This is a genomic window from Ichthyobacterium seriolicida, assembly GCF_002369955.1.
GTDB lineage: Bacteria > Bacteroidota > Bacteroidia > Flavobacteriales > Ichthyobacteriaceae > Ichthyobacterium > Ichthyobacterium seriolicida.
This window is the reverse complement of record NZ_AP014564.1, coordinates 426,661-449,477: the sequence shown is the minus strand read 5'-3', so window position 1 is coordinate 449,477 and position 22,817 is coordinate 426,661. Positions and strand designations below refer to the sequence as shown.

The 22,817-nt window shown below is 34.5% G+C and carries 14 protein-coding genes and 2 pseudogenes; 12 read left to right on the top strand and 4 right to left on the bottom strand.

What is annotated here, in order from left to right; genetic code table 11:
* Positions 1 to 17: 17 nt before the first annotated feature.
* The gene (locus JBKA6_RS01690; protein ID WP_157776869.1) at positions 18 to 4,319 is read right to left on the bottom strand and encodes a hypothetical protein; all 4,302 of its coding nucleotides are present in this window, start codon (positions 4,317 to 4,319) and stop codon (positions 18 to 20) included.
* Positions 4,320 to 4,562: 243 nt separating this feature from the next.
* Here JBKA6_RS01690 and JBKA6_RS07895 point away from each other — a divergent pair.
* From JBKA6_RS07895 to JBKA6_RS01665, 6 genes and pseudogenes are all read left to right on the top strand, one after another.
* Positions 4,563 to 5,090: pseudogene (locus JBKA6_RS07895) on the top strand (transposase).
* The gene (locus tag JBKA6_RS07890; protein WP_157776868.1) at positions 5,090 to 5,884 is read left to right on the top strand and encodes a transposase; all 795 of its coding nucleotides are present in this window, start codon (positions 5,090 to 5,092) and stop codon (positions 5,882 to 5,884) included. Before JBKA6_RS07895 ends, JBKA6_RS07890 begins: the two are co-directional and overlap by 1 nt.
* 275 nt (positions 5,885 to 6,159) lie before the next feature.
* Positions 6,160 to 6,825 (top strand): annotated as a pseudogene (locus tag JBKA6_RS07435) (IS1595 family transposase).
* Positions 6,826 to 7,323: 498 nt separating this feature from the next.
* Positions 7,324 to 8,814 carry a PorP/SprF family type IX secretion system membrane protein gene (locus tag JBKA6_RS01675; protein WP_096685246.1) on the top strand — a complete coding sequence of 497 codons (1,491 nt, stop codon included), beginning with the start codon at positions 7,324 to 7,326 and terminating at the stop codon, positions 8,812 to 8,814.
* Between the two features lie 13 nt (positions 8,815 to 8,827).
* The gene (locus JBKA6_RS01670) at positions 8,828 to 9,928 is read left to right on the top strand and encodes a Nif3-like dinuclear metal center hexameric protein (RefSeq protein WP_096685244.1); all 1,101 of its coding nucleotides are present in this window, start codon (positions 8,828 to 8,830) and stop codon (positions 9,926 to 9,928) included.
* A gap of 3 nt (positions 9,929 to 9,931) precedes the next feature.
* Positions 9,932 to 10,708: a zinc ribbon domain-containing protein gene (locus JBKA6_RS01665; RefSeq protein WP_096685242.1), complete on the top strand. Its 777-nt coding sequence runs from the start codon at positions 9,932 to 9,934 to the stop codon at positions 10,706 to 10,708.
* Between the two features lie 39 nt (positions 10,709 to 10,747).
* On the opposite strand, the gene JBKA6_RS01660 is transcribed toward JBKA6_RS01665, so the two are convergent.
* Complete coding sequence (locus JBKA6_RS01660) at positions 10,748 to 11,626, bottom strand: ComEA family DNA-binding protein (RefSeq protein ID WP_096685240.1); 879 nt, start codon at positions 11,624 to 11,626, stop codon at positions 10,748 to 10,750.
* 199 nt (positions 11,627 to 11,825) lie between these two features.
* Here JBKA6_RS01660 and JBKA6_RS01655 point away from each other — a divergent pair, with 199 nt between their 5' ends.
* From JBKA6_RS01655 to JBKA6_RS01635, 5 genes are all read left to right on the top strand, one after another.
* Positions 11,826 to 15,068, top strand: a complete 3,243-nt coding sequence (locus tag JBKA6_RS01655) for a SusC/RagA family TonB-linked outer membrane protein (RefSeq protein WP_096685237.1) — start codon at positions 11,826 to 11,828, stop codon at positions 15,066 to 15,068.
* Between the two features lie 12 nt (positions 15,069 to 15,080).
* The gene (locus JBKA6_RS01650) at positions 15,081 to 16,544 is read left to right on the top strand and encodes a SusD/RagB family nutrient-binding outer membrane lipoprotein (protein WP_096685234.1); all 1,464 of its coding nucleotides are present in this window, start codon (positions 15,081 to 15,083) and stop codon (positions 16,542 to 16,544) included.
* A 294-nt stretch (positions 16,545 to 16,838) separates the two neighbouring features.
* The gene (locus JBKA6_RS01645; protein WP_096685232.1) at positions 16,839 to 17,912 is read left to right on the top strand and encodes a hypothetical protein; all 1,074 of its coding nucleotides are present in this window, start codon (positions 16,839 to 16,841) and stop codon (positions 17,910 to 17,912) included.
* 279 nt (positions 17,913 to 18,191) lie between these two features.
* The gene (locus tag JBKA6_RS01640; RefSeq protein ID WP_096685230.1) at positions 18,192 to 18,893 is read left to right on the top strand and encodes an ABC transporter ATP-binding protein; all 702 of its coding nucleotides are present in this window, start codon (positions 18,192 to 18,194) and stop codon (positions 18,891 to 18,893) included.
* Between the two features lie 26 nt (positions 18,894 to 18,919).
* Positions 18,920 to 19,732, top strand: coding sequence for a hypothetical protein (locus tag JBKA6_RS01635; RefSeq protein WP_096685228.1), 813 nt, complete (start codon positions 18,920 to 18,922; stop codon positions 19,730 to 19,732).
* A gap of 5 nt (positions 19,733 to 19,737) precedes the next feature.
* On the opposite strand, the gene JBKA6_RS01630 is transcribed toward JBKA6_RS01635, so the two are convergent.
* Complete coding sequence (locus JBKA6_RS01630; RefSeq protein WP_197703106.1) at positions 19,738 to 20,619, bottom strand: DNA-methyltransferase; 882 nt, start codon at positions 20,617 to 20,619, stop codon at positions 19,738 to 19,740.
* Positions 20,620 to 20,662: 43 nt separating this feature from the next.
* On the bottom strand, positions 20,663 to 21,691 hold the full coding sequence (murB, locus tag JBKA6_RS01625; protein ID WP_262490694.1) for a UDP-N-acetylmuramate dehydrogenase: 1,029 nt from the start codon (positions 21,689 to 21,691) through the stop codon (positions 20,663 to 20,665).
* 122 nt (positions 21,692 to 21,813) lie between these two features.
* Here murB and pdhA point away from each other — a divergent pair, with 122 nt between their 5' ends.
* Positions 21,814 to 22,803, top strand: coding sequence for a pyruvate dehydrogenase (acetyl-transferring) E1 component subunit alpha (gene pdhA / locus JBKA6_RS01620; protein ID WP_096685224.1), 990 nt, complete (start codon positions 21,814 to 21,816; stop codon positions 22,801 to 22,803).
* Positions 22,804 to 22,817 lie beyond the last annotated feature (14 nt).

Genomic DNA, 22,817 nt, shown 5'->3' with positions numbered 1-22,817 from the left:
AGTATAGAACTTGATTATTATTCTTTTGTTAAAGTTTTGATGTCTTTTTCGCTGAGAATATTTGTATTACTTAGTGCCTTTATTAGAATATCTAACTTCTTTTGAGAATTAGAAAGTTTTTCCTCAGTAGCGGAAAGTTTTTCCTCAGTAGCGGAAAGTTTTTCCTCAGTAGCGGAAAGTTTTTCCTTAGTAGAAAGAAACTCTTCATAAATAGCTTGAGTAGCTGAAATATTTAAAGTGGTAAGTCCATCGTAATCTACTGATCGCATGTCGTCTACTTCTTTACCATAAATAAAAACCTTATTTTCAGAATCTAAAACCTCTTCTGTTAAAAACGTATTAGAATCTATAACTCTCTTTACTTTTACAGATCTTTCTCCATCATTTTCTATAATGACCTTAACAAGATTTCCAACAGAAAAATTGTGAACCTTGTTTGTCGTGATAGTACTTCCTTCATTAGAAACGCTCATTGATTTAGCCAATTCATATACATTAGGGATAATACCTCTATTTATATTTATGACCTCTGGAACTATACTTTCTACCTGCTGAGCTATTACTTTTTTAAATGGTCTAACTCCATTTTCTATACTGTCTATCATAGTATAATCTGTGATCTCTATATCCAAGAGTTTCTTTAAATCTTCTCTTCTATCTGAGATACCCTTTATACTCTTGATACGTTTATCCGATACAGCTAAAAACTTTTGCTCTGTTGCAATACATTTCTTTGCATACAGAGAAACATCATAGTTTAAATTTTTATCGATATTATCATAGTTCAAATAATAACTAGCTATATTATAAAAATATACAGCTTTTAGAGCCTCTTGAAGAAATCCATCTAGATAAACTTGACCTTTTAAATAAGTTTTAGTAGTATTATTATTACCAATGGTTACAGTATTGTCTCCTTCTCCTTCCGCTTCAGTCCCTATAACTATCTCATTTATGCTGGGATTCTGTTTCGCTTTAGCACTATATCCTATGAAGATAGAATTATTTGATTCTATAGAATCTGAACTATTTTTAAATCCAGCATAAGATCCTATAGCTACATTTTTATTTCCTTTAAGTATATTATTTAAAGAATGTGACCCTACCGAAACATTATAGGAGCCAATAGTATTTTTTTCGAGAGAACCAGTGCCAACTGAAACATTAAAATTACCATCATTATTTTTAAGAGACGATGCGCCAACCGAAACATTATTGTAGCCAATAGTATTTTTTTCGAGAGAACTATCGCCAACTGAAACATTATGGGTGCCAGTAGTATTTTTTCCGAGAGAACTATCGCCAACTGAAACATTTTGTGTGCCAGTGGTATTCTCTCTGAGAGAATACTTGCCAACAGAAATATTATAGGAGCCAGTAGTATTTTTTTCGAGAGAACTATCGCCAACTGAAACATTTTGTTTGCCACTAGTATTATTTTTTAGAGAACTATTGCCAACTGAAGTATTATTATTGCCAGTAGTATTACTTTTAAGAGACAATGAGCCAACAGAAGTGTTATAGCTTCCAGAGGTGATATTTTTTAGGGATTCATAACCAACAGCTGTGTTGCTTGCTCCTCTAGTTATTGTGTTACCAGATCCTATGCTTAAAAAAACATTATTACTACCACTGCCTCCACTGGTTCCATTACCGTCTTTACCAGACCATTTAGTTATAATATTAGTTTCTCCCTCCGGTCTTATAAGCGTATGTGCTTTTTTTATTTTTTCATCTAGGATTTTCCCCTGATTAGCTGATAAGGCACTTGCATTTTCATTAGAATCTAAATTATCTATAATTTTGACTGGCCCTGGAATACCTTGTTTTCCTTGTGGCCCTGGAGGCCCTGGAGGCCCTGTTTCGCCAGGGTTACCTGGTTCACCTTTGTCACCTGGTTTGCCAGGAGGTCCTTGTTCTCCTTTTGGCCCTTCCGGGCCTATTTGACCAGGTATACCAGGTATACCTGCCTCACCTTGCTCTCCTCTAGGGCCTGTTAGACCTTGTGGACCTGGTAAACCTGGTTCGCCATTCTTGCCATCTACACCATCTTTACCTGGGGTACCTTTAGGACCTACTGGCCCTGTTGGTCCTGCTGCTCCTGCAGCACCATCTTTACCTGGAGGCCCGACGGGCCCTTCTGCTCCTCTTTCACCTTGAAGCCCTCTTTCTCCTACTGGGCCTTTTGGACCTGCTGGACCTGCCGCACCTGTCGCACCTTGTGGCCCTACTGGTCCTGGATCTCCTTTAGGACCTGCCGCACCTGTCACACCTGCTGGACCTTGTGGCCCTGCTGGTCCTGGATCTCCCTTATCACCTGCTAGACCAGGCTTGCCATCTACACCATCTTTACCAGCAGGACCTTCGGAACCCGCTGGACCTACTGGCCCTTGTGGTCCTACTTTCCCTTCTGGCCCTGGGGCTCCTGTTACCCCTTGAGGGCCTTGTGATCCTGTTGGACCTACTGGGCCTATTTGACCATTTTCTCCTTTTTCACCTGCAGGACCTTGAATACCTTGTTTTCCTGCTGGCCCTTTTTGACCTTGAAGCCCTATTGGTCCTATAGGACCTTCTTTCCCTGGAGCGCCATCAGCACCTTTTTCACCTGCTGGACCTTGTTGCCCAGGGACTCCTTGTGGGCCTGTATCACCTTTTGCACCTGGAGGGCCTTGGATACCTGTTGGACCTATTGGTCCTTGAGCGCCATCAGCACCTGGAGGGCCTGCTGGGCCTTGTTCTCCTTTAGGGCCTGTTAGACCTTGTAGACCTGGTTCACCATCCTTGCCATCTTTACCTGGGTTACCTTGAGCCCCTGCTGGCCCTGGAGGGCCTGTTGCTCCTTGGTCACCTTGACGCCCTGTAAGTCCTGGATCCCCCTTATCACCTTTTGGCCCTTGAGGGCCTTGTTTTCCTTCTGCCCCTGGGTTACCTGGAGGACCTTGTGGTCCCGCTGGACCTGTTGCTCCGTCTATCCCGTTTGTTCCTGCTTCGCCTTTTTCACCCCTAGGTCCTTCTGGTCCTGCTTTCCCTGTAGCGCCATCAGCACCTTTTGCGCCTGCTGGACCTTGAGGTCCTGTTAGACCAGTATCTCCCTTTAGCCCTTGTTCTCCTTGGTCACCTTTTTGACCATCTTTTCCTTTTAGCCCTACTGCTCCTGTTTCACCTCGTTCTCCTCTATCACCTGCTGGACCTCTGTCTCCTTTTTCCCCTCGAGGCCCTTGATCTCCTTGCGCTCCTGTTTCACCCTTTGCTCCTGCTGGTCCTATTGGACCTTGCTCTCCTTTAGCACCAGGAATGCCTTGGTTACCTTGAGGACCTGCTGCACCTGCTGCACCATCTTTACCAGCAGCACCTGCTGGCCCTACTGCCCCTGTGTTTCCTGTGTCTCCTTTTTCCCCTCGAGGACCTGCCGCACCTGTCGCACCTGCTGGACCTGTAGCGCCTGGGGGGCCCGCCGGGCCGGTTTCCCCTCCTACTCCATCTCTACCTGGTGCTCCATCTTCACCTTTTAGCCCTTGAGGACCTGTATTACCTTGAGCACCAGTGTCTCCTCTTGGTCCTGCTGGTCCCTTTTCTCCTGCAGGGCCTGGATTACCATCTTTACCAGGCTCGCCCTGTTTTCCTTCTGCCCCTGGGGCTCCTCTTTCACCTCTTTCACCTGTTTCACCTCTTTCACCTTGGGGACCTCTTTCTGCCTTTATGTCTATCATCTGCTTAAGCAGATATCCTTGATGCGCTGATAAAACTTTACCAACCCCTCCATCTAAATTATCAGCAATATCTATTTTGTCTAATTTTTTCTCTTCTAAAACCCTTCCTTGACTAGCAGATAGAGCAGCTGATACAACTCTAGATCTCAAATTATCTATAACATTTGTTTTTGGGCTATTTGCAGAATAAAATGCATAAGGGACACTAAGCATTTGACTCTTTTTTATAAGAGCATTGCTATAATCATTTTTACCAGTCAGATCTATCTCTGATTTAATATAATATGAATACTCAGACCATGACAAATCAGACAATTTTGAATCTGAAAATCCTTCAGATCTAATACCTTCTCCTATATTTAGAGTAGCTAAGCCATTCTTAGCTGTTTTAACATTCCAATGAACTTCAGAGTATACAACATCTTCTATCTTTCCATTTAAAAAATATATAGAAATACGAATACTAACTGTAGATTCTTTTAACAATTTATCATCTTTCCTAATCACTAACTGATAACTCAACTTATCAGGAAAATTTTTAGAAATAGAATCTATACTTAGAAATGAAAAAAGTATAAATCCAAAGTAAAACACCAGTCTTCTTTTCATATGATCTAAAAATATTGGCATATATATTAGCTAAAGCAACAAAATTAGATTTTTTTTTACATTTATACTAACGCGGCAGTAAATAATAGCGGTTTGAGTAAAAAAAAATCAGATCGAGATATATTTGCTCGAAAATAAACGATTTAACCTGGATTATTCATAGTTACCTTTCAACATTGGGTATAAAGTGTTAATTTTAAAAGGTTTTAATCAAAAAATCACCACTTTAGATATAGCCCAAAAATGAGGAATAAAAACACATTATTTTATAGAGGGAGAAAATCTGTTGAGTTAACTTTTTCATCATCAGAAATTAGCTCTGATGGATCCTTAATCATGCTTGAAAAACTAGAACGAGATCATAAGTTGATTGATTATTACAGTAAACTTTTGCCTGATGCCCGAGACTCTAGATTTGTTACTTATACCAGAAAGCAACAGTTAAAACAAAGGGTTTATATGATAATGTTAGGCTATCAAGACGCCAATGATGTTAATCATTTACAGAAAGATCCTTTATTAAAAGATGTTCTTCAAGGTGATTTGGCCTCTCAACCCACTATATCAAGATTTGAGAATAGCTTGGATAAACAGGCTGTTTTTAAGTTTTGTAATCCATGATTATACAAATATGTTTCAAATTTATCTGGTCGCAAGAGAATAGTTATTGATGTAGATTCAACCGATGATCCAACTCATGGCAGTCAACAATTGTCAATGTTTAACGGTTATTATGGTAAATTCATGTACAATGAACTATTTTTTTCATGATGGAGACACCAAGACAGATTATTCTTCCTGTATTCCGTCGAGGAAACAGTCATTCTAATAAATGGTATGTGAGTATTTTAAAGCGAATAATTATCAAAATACGTGAGAGATACCCAGAGATGGAAATAATTATTAGAAGTGATAGCGGCTTTAGTTGCGCTCCTTTTTACCAATTAGTAGATGATTTTGATTTACTATATATGACAGGCATAGTGAGTAATGAAGTTTTAAAAAGAAAGGTATTTCGGTCAAAAAATGTTGTAAAAAAAATGTATCTACATCATGGAGAAAAGCACCAACATTTTATGAATTTCATTTACAAAGCCAAGAGTTGGCACAAGCCTCAACAGTGCTATTCTAAAGTTGAGAGTACAGGATTAGGTATGAACATAAGGCATTTTTCTAGTGATCTTCCCCAAAAGGATGCTAGAGAAATTTACTTTGACTTTTATGTTAAAAGAGGTGATTCAAGTGAAAATAGAATAAAAGAAGTTAAAAATATGTGTTTTTCTGATCGTTTGTCAAATCATAGTTTTCTTGCTAATTTTTTTCGACTTATGATGAGTAGTCTTGCCTATGAAATGTTTTTATTACTGAAACAGAAGATAAAGAAAACAAGATTTGAAGTAGCAAAAAAATGGTTAATCAGTTCAATTAGAACTTATCTTTTGAAGGTAGGAGCAACGATTAAAATTACCAAAAGGCGAATCTATCACCAGTTATCTAAATCTTTTGTTTACAAGGTTTATTTCGGGAAATTATTACCCAGTAGCGGTTGTTTATTTGTGAAATGAATAACCTTGGGATAGTTGCGTTCTGTCGTTAAAAAACCACGTAAAAACACTAAAAAAGATCATTGTCGTGTTAAAAAATGGTGCAAAAAAAACTACAAAGAAGACGAGTTTTGTTTGATTAGTAAAAAAGTTAATGAAAAAAATATCAGGTTTAATCTATTTTAATATGACTGTGAATAATCCAGGTTAATTATTGGAACTTTTAAGTTTAAAAGAAAACATAAAAAGTTAGGTTCAAGACAACTTAAAGTAAATTTGCATACGTGTAAACCCTTATATTATCTATGAAAGATGAATGTATAATTCGTTTGAGAATTTCTGAGGCAAAATTTAGGTCTATTTTACAGTTATTTTGCCTGGATATCGAAACGAAAAAAAGTTAGTGAACTTACTAATGTAAGTTGTTATACTATCAACAAATTTTTTGACAAATTACGCTTGTCAATTGCTCAAAAATGCGAAGAAGAAAGTTTCTTTAATCAAGGGGAAATAGAATTAGATGAGAGTTACTTTGGAGCTAAACGAGCTAGAGGAAAAAAGATGACGCGAGGATCAGAATGAAAAGTTCCAGTGTTTGGTATGTTAAAGAAAGAGAGGGAAAAGTTTATACAAATTGTAAAAAACTGTTCATCATAAGTAATAATGCCTATTGTAGAGAGCAGAGCGAGTAAAGAAAGTACAATTTATACCGATGGGTTTAAGTCTTATGACGGCTTGGTAAACTTTGGTTATAAGGGGCATTATAGAGTAAAACATGGTGAAAATGAATTTGCAAAAGGACCAAATCACATTAATTAATTGATAATTTTTGGGAACTGTTTAAAGTCTGATTATTTAGGTTTATAGGAATTTATAAACACAAGTTTTTATTATCACCCAAAAAGAGTGTTAATAGAGATAATTACACTAACATAGTAGCGAAATGCTTTTTGTCAAACTAAAGCACCTCAAATCATTCTTTTAAAACTGATATTTATTACGTTCAAATTATGATAATATCACTTGAACAGGTTTAATCCAAAAAAATAAATGACAACTTAGATATATGTGGAAAATTCGAAAAAAAAGATATAGAAACCAAGACGTTTCTTTCTTGGATATCAGTAAGTGTTATGATATTTTTTAATAAGTCTTAACTAAAAAAACTAAATTTGCTCGCTTTGAGCAGCATTCTTAGGTTAAGAGTTAGTTTTGTTGTCCGAATTATTGATTGTATTTCGAATAAGGGGAGTTTTTTTTACAGCATAAAAAGGCTCTAATTTTTTGTGTCTAATCTTTTAGAAAATTCCTGAAGCTATACTTTGTTGAGCTCGATGTTTTTGTAAATGATTCTAATTTAATTTAGAAGGTGTCGGAACTAAGGTGCTCATGCAAAATATATGATGTTAAAATGAATTTGTTAACTGGGTTACGATAAGATTTAAAAGAAAACAATTACAATGAAGAAATATTTATTTATAGTTGCGTTTTGTTCTTGCTGCACTATTATCTGTTTAGGGCAACAGATACCTTTGTTTGGATCATACCAATACAATCAATTTGTATACAACCCTTCGCTATCGGGGATGACCTTCCCTACTATCAGTATAGCCCACAGGAATCAGTGGATAGGTATTACTGGAGCGCCCGAAACATCTTTAGTTTCATATGATGGAACCACTAATAGTAAGAGTATTGCCTATTCATTTTTTTTATATAGGGATCAGACAGGCGCTTTGTCTAGGTATTCTGGATATGCTAATTACGCCTTTAAGCTACAAGTATCTGAAGATGTTAAAGTGTCTTTGGGAGCGGCTGTTGGAATTATAAGTACAGATATAGATAGGTCGAGGTTGAGAATACTTGATGTTACTGATGTAAATAGAAGTGAAGATGTCCCAGATATAAGAGGTAAAACTAAGTTTGATTTTAACATAGGAATAAATATCGATGTGTATGGTCTTCAAATAGGGTTTTCAGTTCCGCAGTTGTTTAATACTAGTGTAGAGTACATTATCGATGGTAATACAGAACAAACAGCTGAATTAAATTTAACTAGGCATTACACTGCACATATGTATTACAGGGCAAAAATATCAGAGATAGAGAACTTTGGAAACATATACATAGAACCTTATGCATTTGTCAAGCACAATATATACGATCCTGTGCATTACGAAGGGTCACTTGTGTTAAATGTTGATAAATTGATGTGGTTAGGGGGAGGATACAGGGAACCTGGAAATCTTGCTATATTGTCTGGGATAAATATTTCTCAAGAAATTTCTATAGGGTATACCTTTGAAATGCCTATTGTCGGAAAAGCAGTGGATTCAGAATTAGGTAATTCACATCAGGTTACACTAGCTTATAAATTCTCAGATGCCCAACCTGAAATGTCTGAAGAAGAACAAATGGCTATACAAGAAGAAGAAGAGGAAAAACTCAAGGAGATAGATTCCATCATAATGAAAAGAGAATTAGAACTCTTAGCGAAGTTGGAAGCGAAAATAGGTTTAAATACTGATAGTATAGCCGAATTGAGAAATAGATTAGAAAATAGCAAATTACAGAATATAGCAGATTCAAATAATAACTCTGATAATACAAAATCAAAAAAGTCTAATGGTAAAGAAGCAAAAGGCAAACAGAAACGATCCACTGTTATATTGGAAGATAGAGAAAATGAATACGCTCCTAATGTAGATCCTAATGAACATGGTTATTACCTTATCGTAGGTGTTTTTAATATCAAGGAAAATGCTATTAGACTCAATGATATGTTAAAAGATAAGAATTTTAAAGTATCTTATTTCTACAGTAGAAGTTTAAAGCGGTATTACGTCTTCTTGAGGAAATATAAGGATAGAGAGAAAGCAGAAATGATGAGAAGCAATGGCCTTAATAATACATATCCAGGAGAATTATGGGTAAAAGAAATACTCGAATAAGGTTTCATAAAAATTGAAAATAAAGCATATAGCAGAAAAAATAGAACAAGAGTTAGCTCCCATAGATTATTCAGAGGATTTCGACAATGTGGGGCTATTGGTAGGAGATGAAAACAAAGAGATAGATAACGTACTAGTCACCTTAGATACCACCGAAGAAGTTATAGATGAAGCCATAGATAAGCGGTGTGGATTAATTATATCATTTCATCCTATAATATTTTCTGGAATTAAAAAATTAAACGGCTCTGATTATGTGCAAAGGATCGTAGTAAAGGCCATTAAGAATGACATAGCCATTTACAGTGTACATACTAATTTAGACAATTCTATTTTAGGAGTTAACCATAAAATATGTAAGGTTTTAGCAATAGAGAACACTCAAATATTACAGCCAAAAAATAGAGTGATAAAAAAGCTAGTAACTTATGTGCCTTTAGAGTATAAGCAGACTTTATTAGAGGGCTTATTCCAATCTGGAGCAGGCGGTATAGGCAATTACGAAAATTGCAGTTTTTCCCATGAGGGTAAGGGAACATTTAAAGGCAATAAAAATAGCAATCCTACTGTAGGGGAAAAAGGCCTTCAACACGTTGAAGCAGAAACTTGTGTGAGCGTTGTATTTCCCAAGCATATTGAAAATAAGATTTTAAAAACACTTTTTGAGCTTCATCCCTACGAAGAGGTGGCCTATGAAGTATTCACTCTTGATAATTACTATCAAAATATAGGAATGGGCATGATTGGAAACTTGAAATTTCCAATGCAAGAGAATCAGTTTTTAGATATGTTGAAAAAAAAATTAAATGTCCCATGTATAAGGCACAGCGACTTTTTGAATAGAAAAGTGCAGAAGATAGCCGTATTAGGCGGTTCTGGAAGTTTTGCAATATCAAGAGCTAAAAGCTTAAAAGCTGATGTTTTTATATCATCGGATATTAAGTATCACAATTTTTTTCAAGCAGAAAAGAACATTTTAATAGTGGATGTAGGTCACTATGAGAGTGAGCAATTTACCAAAGATTTAATAGTTGATTTTCTTAGACAGAATTTTTCTACCTTCGCGACCCATATTTCTATGGAGAGGACAAATCCTGTTAATTACTTTATTTAACCTATGACAAAGCAGATTACAGTAGAAGAAAAACTACGATTACTTTATGACTTGCAATTTATAGACAGTAAAATAGATTCTATAAAGAGTTTAAGAGGGGAGCTTCCCTTGGAGGTTAAAAACTTGGAAGATGATATAGCATGTTTTCAAACTAAAATAAAAAAATTACAGACTTCCATAGAAGAGATAGACTTAGATATTAGTCAAAAGAAGCAAGATATTGAAGCCCATAGATCTATGGTAAAAAAATATGAGCAACAACAAAAAGGCATACGAAATAATAGGGAATATGAGGCTCTCAACAAAGAGATAGAATTTGAATTTCTAGAGATAGAGCTGGCAGAAAAAAAAATAAAAAATAATATCTCAAATAAGGAAAAAGCCAAAGAAGATATCGATTTGATAACTGATCTTTTGGCTAAAAAAAATGAAGAGTTCGAGATAAGTAAAAAGGAGTTAAAAACCATTTTAAAAGAGACTGAAAAAGAGGAAAAAATCCTCAATGATAAATCAGAAGAGTTTAAAAAATTATTAGACGATCGTCTATTGACCTCTTATGAGAGAATACGCAGCAAGGTAAGAAATGGCTTAGCGGTTGTCTCTATTGAAAGAGATGCTATAGAAGGATCATTTTTCACTATTCCTCCACAGAGAAAAATAGAATTAGCCGCTAGAAAAAAGATGATAATAGATGAACACAGTGGCAGGATTTTAGTGGATCCAGAATTGGCTAGAGAAGAGACAGATAAGATGAATGAAATACTTTCATCTCTACAATAATTCTTAGAATATACAGTAATCTCAGTTGGCATCAGATTATCAGGTTGATATATAGAATTTTAGCGCCTTTATATCTTTGGTGGAAAATTCCTCTAATTTAGACAATTCTTCTACGTTTTGGAATTCTCTGTATTCCGCTCTAAATTGAATTATGGCTTTAGATTGTTCAAATCTTAGAATGGGCAATTTATTTAGTTGTTCCAAACTAGCTTTGTTTATGTTTATTTTTTCAATTTGTTCAAAATCAAAAGTGAATTTTTTCTCTATCAGTTCTATAACTGAATCTTTTAATCCATAAACTCTACTTAAAACATCTCTGTTGGCAAATCCTCCCAATTTGTCCCTAAATTTTATTATCCTCAACGAAAGGACATTTCCTATACCTTTTATCTCTTTAAGATCGTTTGCATTAGCCAGATTTATGTTCTTTTTTTTCTCCGTGTAAGGAGTTCTTTCTATTTTGATATAAGGCTTTAGTTTTTTGTATTTGTCTTTTGATATGACAAATATTTTTTTCAAGTCTTCTTTTGATTTGAATTCTTTTACTGTATTCTTGTATTTCAGGATTGCATCGGCTTGTCTATTGCTAAAACCGAGTTCTATCCATTCTTTTTTATTTATGGTATTTGGATTGAATTCTCTGTAACGTATCTCTCTTAGATTTTTCTTAGTTCTCCTCTTTGAAAACTTTGATTTTTTCTTTTTTACAAGTTCATCTTTTTTTTCTACATATATCATATCCTTTTCGTATTCCAATAACTGAGATAGATTTTTTTGAGTAAAAATAAAAGAATAGATATCATCTTCAAACAACAGGAAATACTGTATAGAAATTATGATAAGTATGAAAATGAATATTCCAGAACGCTGTCTTTTATTGAGATTGTTATTATATCTTCTCTTAAGATTATCATTCATTTTCCAAACATATGTTATCTATTTTATTTGGTTGTGTTTCTCAAAGGAGTTTTTTTAGCTAAAAATTAATTGAATTAGGAGCCTAATATTTTTTTTAACTGTAAAAATTTTTTTTTGTAAAATTGCGGCTTATTTAGAAGCTATCTAAATAGCAATATTTAGATTGTGATTTTTTATTTTTTTAAATATTATTAAGTTAATGAATTCGATTAATAAGTTATTACCTATTGTAATAGGTATTATATTTTTTCAAATTTCTCACGCACAGGAAATGAAAATTTCAGGAACTATAACATCTGATGATAATGGTGAAACCCTCTCTGCAGTATCTATTAAGATAAAGGGAAAGAATTTTGGAACTTCTTCGGACTTTGATGGAGAATATTCCATAGATGCTAATAGGGGTGATGTTCTAGAGTTTTCTTTTATAGGAATGAAAACCAAGTATGTAAAAGTTGAAGGTTCTAATAGAATAGATGTTATTATGAATAGTGATACTCAATTATTAGATGATGTAGTAGTCACGGCTTTGGGTATAAAAAAAGAGAAGAAATCTCTTGGTTATTCTGTACAGAAGGTTTCTGGAGATGATGTTAATGTTGTTAAATCAGGCAATATTACTAATTCTCTTTCTGGTAAAATAGCTGGAGTCAAGATAAATAGGACTAACAATATGGGAGGTAGTACAAATGTTATCATAAGGGGTAATTCCTCTTTATCAGGAGATAATCAAGCTCTTTTTGTTGTAGATGGTGTCCCGATTTCAAATTATTCTAAAAACGCGAATACTACCAAGCATACTGCAATAGATTATGGCAACATAGCTTCAGATATCAACCCAGAGGACATAAAATCTGTGGAAGTGCTAAAAGGTGCTGCGGCTAGTGTTTTATATGGATCTCAAGCTGCTAATGGAGTTATAATGATTACCACAAAAAAAGGTGGAGATATAGGCACGAAATCTGCCAATGTGATTTTTAAATCTTCTACATCTTTTGGTTTTTTAGATCAAAGTACTTTTCCTGAGTATCAAAAAGAGTACGGAGGGGGTAGTAATGGAGAAGATAGTTGGGTGGATTTCCCTATCGGATTAAATACTGTAGAGAAAAACGCTGGTGTGCCATTTAACACTCAAGCTTCTTTTGGTCCTAAATATTCAGATAAAAAGAAAGTCTATAATTGGTGGGCTGCATATTCAGAATCTGGAAAAGACAAGTATAGAAAAAAAGGAGTTTGGAAGTATGCTGAAAATGATCCTTTGACTTATTTCGAAACTCCAGTAACCCTTTCGAATACTATTAGTGTTTCTGGTTCAAATGAAAGTGCTTCATACAGATTGTCTTATACTAATCACAACGAAAAAGGTTCAGAGCCTAATGGCTCTATAAATAAAGATAATTTTTCTCTTTCTTCTAGTTATAAGTTTTCAAATAAGTTGTCTTCTAATGTTTCGGTTAGTAATATACTTCAGAAGGCTATAGGTAGGAGTCGTATGGGGCGTGACGACAATAATATGACTATGTTTCGTCAATTGTGGGCTACCAATGTAGACTTAAAACAACAGAGGGAGGCTTATGAAAAAAACAAAAAGAATATTTCTTGGAATTTTATTTTAAATGGTGATAAGCCTCATCCTAGTTATTGGAACAACATATATTTTGAGAGGTATGAAAACTATCCTACAGATTACAGAAATAGATGGTTGGGGAATGCTTCTTTGGATTACAAGTTTATAGATTTAAAAGGTCTAAAAGTTTCTGGATTAGTTAGAGCCTCCATAGATACTTACTATATGTATTACGATATGAGGATTCAAAAAGGGAGTAGAAGTATGCAGTTGGCTGTTATTAACGATTTAGTTACATCTGGATATTATAGAGCAGATAGTCACTTTAAATTATTTAATCACGATGCTATTTTAAATATAGATGCTGATATAAATCCTGATCTCTCTTTTGTCGGTTTGATTGGAACAACTGTAAAGAGAGAACACACTTCTTTTACTAGAGCTCACACAAATGGTGGACTTGGTATAGCTGGACACTATTTTTTACGTAACTCTATGAAGTCTATCCTTCCTCCAAAGGAATACGATACTATATTGGGAACTAATTCTTTGTATTCTAGTGCTTCTTTAGACTACAAGAAGTACGCTTATGTAGATTTATCAGTTAGGGCAGATCAATCCTCTACTCTTCCCCAAGGCAGTAATTTATATGTATATCCTTCTATGTCTACCAGTGTTATATTAACGGAATTAATAGATATTCCTCATGTTTCATTTGGAAAACTTAGAGTTAATGTAGCTCAAGTGGGAGCTTCCGCTGAGTTTGATAAAATTGTAGACACCTATATGTTTGAAGCCGAAAATGGGGGGGCAGTATCTGGTGTTCATCACACTAAAAAGAATCCAGAATTAAAACCAGAGAGTACTACTTCTTATGAGGTGGGATTAGATCTTAAATTATTAGATAATAAGATAGGCTTAGATATGGCTTTCTATTATAATTTGACAAAGGATCAGATTAGTAATGTCACTACAACTTCGTCTACTGGTTATACCAGTAAAATGGTTAATGGTGGAAAACTCTCAAATAAAGGTTTAGAAATCGCTTTGAGTTCTAAGGACATTTCTTTAGGTCTTGTTTCATGGAACTCTTCTGTGAATTGGTCTATGAATAGAAGTGAAGTTCTGTCATTGGCAAAAGGAGTTAAGAAAGAGAAATTACACAAGAGAAAAATAGGAACCAATGTCTCTATACATTCTACTAAGGGATCTCCATATGGTCTTATATATGGTACTGACTTTGAGTATCACAAAAGCGGAGCTAAGATAGTAGACAAAACAACTGGTAAATACAAGGTTAGTGAGAGTTCTAGTAAAGTTATAGGTAACCAAAACCCAGATTGGTTATTAGGTTTTTCTAATAGTTTCTCTTACGAAGGTTTCGTTTTTTCTTTCTTGATTGATTGTCAAAAGGGTGGAGATATCTTTTCTGTAGATATGTTATATGGTTTAGGAAATGGTTTATACAAGGAGACATCATTTACAAATGAAAATGGAAAGAATATTAGAGATAAGGTAGCAGATGGTGGAGGTATTCTAAATCCCGGAGTTTATGAAGATGGAACTAAGAATACTACTAGGATGGAAGTTACACAGGGAAGTCTCGGAGGCTCACTGCCTGATAAAGCATTTGTGTATGACGCTTCTTATATAAAATTGAGAGAGATGTCTATATCTTATGATTTGCCTTTAGGTACTGAATATTTCAAAAAGATAACATTGGGGCTAGTGGGGTCTAACTTGTGGATATTATACAAGAACCTTCCTTATGCTGATCCAGAAGCTTCTATGGGAGCTGGTAATGCTCAAGGGTTTAGTGTGGGGTCATTGCCTACATTTAGAGAATTAGCTGTTAATATTAAACTTAATTTTTAAAAAAAATAGATAATGAGTAGAATAATACTTTTTTCAACATTCGTCTTTATCATTGGGTGTACTAAGATAACAGACTTGAATAATAATTATAGAGCTCTCTCTAAGACTACATCTAATTCTCTGTATTTAAGGGCTCAAAAATCTATTGTAGATAATTTGGTTAGCACAGATGTGGGTCTGAATGTATTTAGATTATGGGTTCAGCATTGGCAGCAGGTGGAATCTACAGATGAGTCTAATTATAACATATCTAAAAAGGACATAGCTGGAGAGATATTTATAGATACTTATAGAAAGGTATTAAAGAATTTAGATCAAGCCAAAGAGTTTTTAAAAACTGAAGATGTTAGCGCTGAGGCAAAAAAAGTTAGAACGGCTATTTTGGATATAAATAGTGTTTTTGCTTATAGCAGGTTGGTAGAGACATTCGGTGATATTCCATATTCTGAGGCCTTAGATGTTAAAAATTTAACTCCTAAATACGACGACGCTAAAACGGTTTATAAAGACCTTATATCTAAGTTAGATATGGCTATTAAGGGCATAGGCAGTAGCACATCAGGAGCTTATGAACACGACAATATGTACACTACTGTTTCTGGATGGAAAAAATTTGCTGCATCGCTGATGCTTAGGATGGGTATGGTTTTGGCAGATGTAGATCAAACTTATGCTAAGAGTATAGTTGTAAAAGCACATGGGTATGGATTATTCACATCTAATACTGATAATGCTTATTACAAATACAGATCTACTTCTCCTCATCAGAATTTAGTATATGTAGGTTTGGTAGCTAGCAAGAAGAATGAGTATGTAATGGCTAAAACTCTTGTAGATATTTTAAAAGATTTCCCCAATAGTAGTAGTAATACCACCAGTGATCAGGATCCTAGACTTTCCAGGTTGTGCACAGCAGTTGAAGGTAGCAGTGAGTATTCTGGAGCAGAAATAGGAGCGAAGAGCCAGTACAACAGATATTCTCATATAACAGATCAGTTTAAAGTATCTGATAGAGCAGCTCGTGTCCTAGATTATAGCGAGGTGGAGTTGTTATTAGCTGAGGCATGTGAGAGAAATTTTTTATCTGGATCGGCAAAGGACCATTATGATAAAGGAGTTACCGCTTCAATAGTATTTTTTGGAGGGAGTGAACAAGAAGCCACAACCTATTTAGGAAAAGCAGATGCACAATATACTACTAGCGGCAATACTTCTTCTGATTGGAAACAAAAGATAGGCACTCAGCTTTGGATAGCAATGTACAATAGAGGCGCTTCTGCTTGGTTGCATTGGAGGAGATTAGATTTTCCTCAATTAGTAGCTCCAGCAGGAAATCCTCATGGTATGACAGCGCCTCCTTATAGGCTTACTTATCCAGTCTCAGAGCAATCTCTTAATGGAGATTCCTACAAAAAGGCAAGTGATGCCATAGGCGGAGACAAATTAAGTGTAAAGTTATTTTGGGATAAACATTAATCTTATAAACCCTAAATTAAAAATAAACTTTATAAGTTAGGTTATTTGTAAAGCGTAGAATGAAGAAGCCGTCTCATTAATGAAATGAGGCGTTTTTTTTGTTTGAAAGTGTAGTTTTTCCTGTTAACCTGTTCTACGTGGTGCGTTCTGTCGTGAAATATTTTCACATCGATCAAATATTTTTTTCCTTTTAAAAAAAGTTTAAAAAAATTAACATTAATTTCGCCACCTACTCATATAGTAAATGAGTAGTTTATTAATTGTTGAATTTTAAACCTAAAAAAAATCAAAAAAATGTTTAAAAACCTTTTTTCACTACTAACACTTGGTCTGGTAGTTTTCTCATGTAGTAAACCAAATGATACAGCTAAAAAAGCTTTAGAGCTACAGATTTCTTCTGTGAAGTTTGAGAAGAGTAAGAATCTAACTGCTGATAATATCTCTGAGTTTTACGATAAATTATTTATCACAAAGACTCCTCCTAGAAATATGAATAAAAATGCCACTGCTGATGGTTATCCAAATGAATTTACAATTGCAGCTACAGATATAGTAGGAGATAGTATCATAAATGTAAACCTTCCGTTTAATTCGCAGTTTACAAACTTAACAAGTAATGCTAGTGTTAAGGCTACTATTACTTTTAAATCTGCTGTTGAAGGCGTTACCTTAGGTGGGACTGCTATTACAGGTAAGACTGCGGAGATCCCTTTTGAAATACTTGCAACAGAACTTACTAAAGAGAAATTAGAAGCTGGCCCTTTCAGAAAAGACTTCGAATTCTCTAAAGCTGGAGGCACTTCCGCAGTAAAAAAATATACTGTAGTTGTTAAATTCTCTAATGATAAATCTGACAAATGTGATATAAAACAAGGTGAGTTTGGATTTATAGTTGCTGAGACTGGTGCTAATGCTAAGGCTTCATTTAATCAACATGGCACTGCGCCTGCAGCTGGGACTAAGGTGTTTGCTCATTATCCTACTGGTAATAGTGGCAAGGATGGCTTAACTGCTGCTAATGCTATTGAGTTTGAGCTTAGAAAAGGTAAATCTGACACTGCATATCCTACTGGTGGTGAGCTTGCAGTGACTAATGGGGCTCCAGCTAGTAGTTATTTCAAAGCAGATGCTCTAATCCTGCCTGAGGGGGCTTTTATCGAAGCTGATTCTGCTCCTGGCTCTACAGCTAATACTACTGCTAATGTTTGTCCAATTACTGGAAATAGCAGCTCAAGTAATGATGGGCAGCAGCTTAAAGTAGGTAGTACTGCAACTACAGCTCAGATTTATACATTCAGAGTGGTAGCTCAAGATGGTGTTACTAAAAAACACTATAAGTTAAAAATTAATGCGGATGCGCCTCAGTAGTTAGAGAGTTAGGAAGATTAATTACTTTAGTTAAAGTTTAGAAGCCGTCTCATTAATGAAATGGGGCGGTTTTTTAATTTTTGGTATTAGAGCTATTTTAGTTTCCTTTTTAAGACATTATCATTTTTTATCTACTCAGTTATTTTTTACTTTGGGACAAGGAGTTTTAAAACTATTCACATTTAATTTCTTAGTGGAAGATAGGCTTATATAAAAGTCCATATAACTTTCAATTTTTATATAACTTAGCGGCTCTGTTTTAATGTTAAAAACATCTCAATGATATTACAAACAAAAAAACTCACTAAAAAATACGGAAAATCTACCGTAGTAGACTCTTTATCTATATCTGTTCCTAAAGGGGCCATATATGGTGTTTTGGGGCCCAATGGAAGTGGAAAAACTACTACTTTAGGCATGATCTTAAATGTTATTAACCCGACTTCAGGAACTATAAGTTTATTTAGTGAAAAAGCTAATGATTCTAATTCTCGCAAGAAAATTGGGGCTATTTTAGAAACTCCTAATTTTTATCCTTATATGAATGCCATACAAAATTTGTCTTTGGTAGCGAAGATAAAAGATATCATTCCAGAGGAAATACCTAGGAAAATAGAGGATAAGTTAAAATTGGTAACGCTGTACGAAGAAAGATACAAACCCTTTGGAAAGTTCTCCCTTGGAATGAAGCAACGTTTGTCCATTGCTTCTTCTCTACTAAACGATCCTGAGTTACTCATCTTAGATGAGCCTACCAACGGATTAGATCCTGTTGGAATCTCTGATATCAGGAATATTATAAATACGGTGTCAAAAAATGGCACAACAGTGGTTATTGCAAGTCATCTTTTAGATGAAATACAAAAAGTGTGTACTCATCTTATGATTATTAAAAAAGGTGTGGAAAAATTTCAAGGGGAAATGAAGGAATTTTCTGAAGGAGGAAATTTAGAACAAAAGTTCTTGGAAATAATAAGTTAGAAAAGATCAAATTTAAATATACTGTTATGATTATAGCTAAGTTGTTGTCTTTAGAATGGGCTAAGATAAAATATAGAAAGTTTAACCTAGTATTTTTTTGTTTTTATTTCCTTTCCATGTTGTTGGTATTTGTGATACATGATAAACTTGAACAAGGAGCACCTGGAAATGAAATACCATTGAGCTTTTCTGGAATATATTCTACTGAAAATGTAATACAAAATTCTTTTTATGTGGGAGACTTTTTTAGTGTGTTTATGGCTATGTTGTTTATCATTTCTATAACTAGTGAATTCTCTTTTAGAACTTTCAGGCAAAATATTATAGATGGTCTTAGTATAAGAGAATTTATAGCATCAAAATTATTATTTATTCTAGTACTATCTATAGTATCTATGATTATTATTTCATTTATAGGTCTTTATTTGGGATATACTTACAATGAGAATTTTTTCAGAGATTTAGCCTATAGCGATATACAATTTCCTCTAGCATATATCTTGCAAATTATGTCCTATATGTCTGTGGCCATGTTTATATCAATACTAGTTAAAAAAACGGGCTTTGCCATTATTTGCATGGTTGTCGCTAGCATATTAGAGTTTTCTATGAAGAAATTATTTTATATGTATTTCGATGTAAAAGAAATATGTATTCTTCCTTTAGAAGTATTCAACTCTCTTATACAGGGCCCCCTTCTTAAGCCAGAGCTTAGAAGCGGGTTTCTAATGTCAAATCTAGATTATGTGCCGTTTACAGGGGTGATGTTAAGTGTTTTTTATTTCATATTATTTGTGTATTCCTCCTACTTAATACTGGAAGAAAGAGATTTTCAATAAAATCCCTAGTGTTTGAGTATAGATTTTGTGTATTCTGAGATACGATTTTCGCATATGCTTATATACTCTTGTTTGGTGTCGTACCCTATGTAGTTTCTGTTTAATTTCAGAGCTGCCAGAGCTGAAGTGCCACTGCCTATAAACGGATCTAAAACTACGTCGTTAGCAAACGAATACAATTCTATAAGTCTTTTTGGGAGCTCTAGTGGAAAGGGAGCGGGATGACCTACTCTCTTTGCGCTCTCTGACTTCATATTCCAAATGGATTTGGTAAAGTCCATAAAGTCTTCTCTTTTGATGGTGGAGTATTTGTGATTTTTATCATTCACAACTCTTTTATACGAGCCTTTGGAAAATATCAATATATATTCGTGTGTGTCTCTCAAAGTGGGATTAGAAGCTGACATCCAACTGCCCCAAGCAGAAGAAGGCCCAGTGCTAAGAGATTTATTCCATATAATTTCACCTCTCATATTAAAGCCTATATCTATCATTATTTTAGATATATAATCTGATATGGGGATATATGGCTTTCTCCCCAGATTGGCAACATTAATACAGGCTCTGCCTCCATTTACTAAAACTCTGTAAGTCTCATTAAAGACATTTTTCAAAAAAATCAGGTATTCTTCTAGAGAGAGATTATTGTCGTATTCTTTCCCCACGTTATAAGGAGGCGAAGTAATTACAATGTGAATGGAAGAATCAGGTATTTCATCCATTTTTTCAGAAGATTTGCAAAACAGTCTGTTTAGCACATCATCGGGAATGGCATTTTCTATTTCATGGCATTTATCACAGAGAGTATCGGTATTTATCCCTTCATAAATTCTGTATTCATATAGACTAGATTTACTGTGTTTATTGGATTTATTGTTTTTCTTCACTCGCCTAATATTTAAGACACTTACAAGGTAAAAGTATGGTATTTTAAGTTATTATATTCACCTCTGTTTCTAGATTGATATTAAACTTGGTTTGGACACTTTGTCTTATATCATTAGCTAGGGATAGGATTTCACCGCCAGAGGCATTCCCGTAGTTGACCAAGATAAGTGCTTGATTACAAGAGACACCTGCATCTCCAATTCTGTGACCTTTAAACCCACATTGTTCTATTAGCCAAGCTGAAGATATCTTTACTAGATTATTATTATCGTCGGGGTAATTAGGGATTTTGGGATAAGATTCCTTTAGATGGTTAAAATGTGATTTGGGTATAGTAGCATTTTTAAAAAAGCTGCCTCCATTACCTATTTTTAAAGGGTCAGGAAGTTTTCTTTTCCTAATGGCTGTGACTATCTCACTGATGTCTTTTATAGATGGATTTTCAATTTTTTTATTTTGTAATTCACATTTTATATCTCCATAAGAGGATTTTATAGTATGTGATTTTTTTGTCAACTTGAAGGTTACCGATATTATGACGTAATTGTTTTTAGCTCTTTGTTTGAAGATAGAATCTCTATAGCCGAACTCACATTCTGTGTTGGAGAAAACCTTTTTTTTGCCAGTAGCGATCTCTATAGCTTCTAAATTCTCTATATAATTTTTTACTTCTACACCGTAAGCTCCTATGTTCTGTATAGGTGCAGAACCTACATTCCCTGGAATCGATGACAAATTTTCCAAACCTCCAAGGTCGTTATTGATACACCAAACGACAAAGTCACTCCATATTTCTCCAGATTCTACTTTTACTAAAATGCTATCTCTATCTTCTTTTAAAATTTTTTTACCCTTATTAGAAATACGTAATACTAGCCTATCTAGATTTTTTGTGAATAAAATATTACTTCCTCCTCCTAAAACGAATTTTGGTTTGTCATTTTGTAATAATACTTCTCTCAATTGCTCTTCACATTTTATTTCTAAGAAGCATTTGGCTGTGATATCTACGCCGAATGTATTATATTTTTTTAGAGAGATGTTTTCTAATATCATACTTTTAACCGTAATAGTTATAGTTTGGACAAAAGTATCTTCTAAATAGATATTTAAGATAAATATTTGTTCTCTTTTACAGAAAGAATAAAATAGTATTTTTGTGAGAAATTTTAAGAAATTATTATAGCATATTAATGGATAAAATAACGAAAGAGACCTATTTAAAATGGTATGAGAATATGCTTTTATGGCGTAAGTTCGAAGATAAGTGTTCTGCGCTGTACATTCAGCAGAAAATAAGAGGTTTTTTACATCTATACAATGGGCAAGAAGCTGTGTTAGCAGGTTCGCTACACGCTATAGATCTGACCAAAGATAAGATGATTAGTGCATATAGGAATCATGTTCATCCTATTGGGATGGGAGTAGATCCTCGTATGGTTATGGCAGAGCTCTTCGGTAAGGAGACTGGAACTTCCAAGGGACAAGGTGGCTCTATGCATATTTTTTCTAAAGAGTACAGATTTTATGGAGGTCATGGAATAGTAGGAGGGCAAATACCTCTAGGGGCTGGTTTAGCTTTTGCCGATAAATATTTTAATAGAGAGGCTGTGACTCTGACTTATATGGGAGATGGAGCTGTAAGGCAAGGGACTTTTCACGAAACTTTGAACATGGCTATGAATTGGAAATTGCCAGTTGTTTTTATAATAGAAAACAATCAATACGCCATGGGGACTTCGGTTTCTAGAACTGCTAATCATGTAGATTTATATAAATTAGGATTGGGTTATGAGATGCCTTCCCAACAGGCAGATGGGATGAATCCTGTTAAAGTAGCTGAAGTTATTTTTAAAGCTGTAGATAGGGCTAGAAAAGGACAGGGGCCTAGTCTGATAGAGGCTAAAACTTATCGTTATAAGGGTCACTCTATGTCAGATGCTCAACATTATAGGACAAAGGAAGAATTGATTGAGTATCAAAAGATAGATCCTATTAATCAGGTCTTGGAAGTTATAAAGACAAAAAAATACGCGTCTGATAAGGATATAGAAAGCATACAAGAAAAAGTAAAAGGTATTGTATCGGAATGTGTGGACTTTGCTGAAAAGTCTAATTTTCCAGATTCGTCTAAGCTCTACGATTACGTATACGAACAAAAGGATTATCCCTTTTTAACTTAAAAAAACACAGTAAT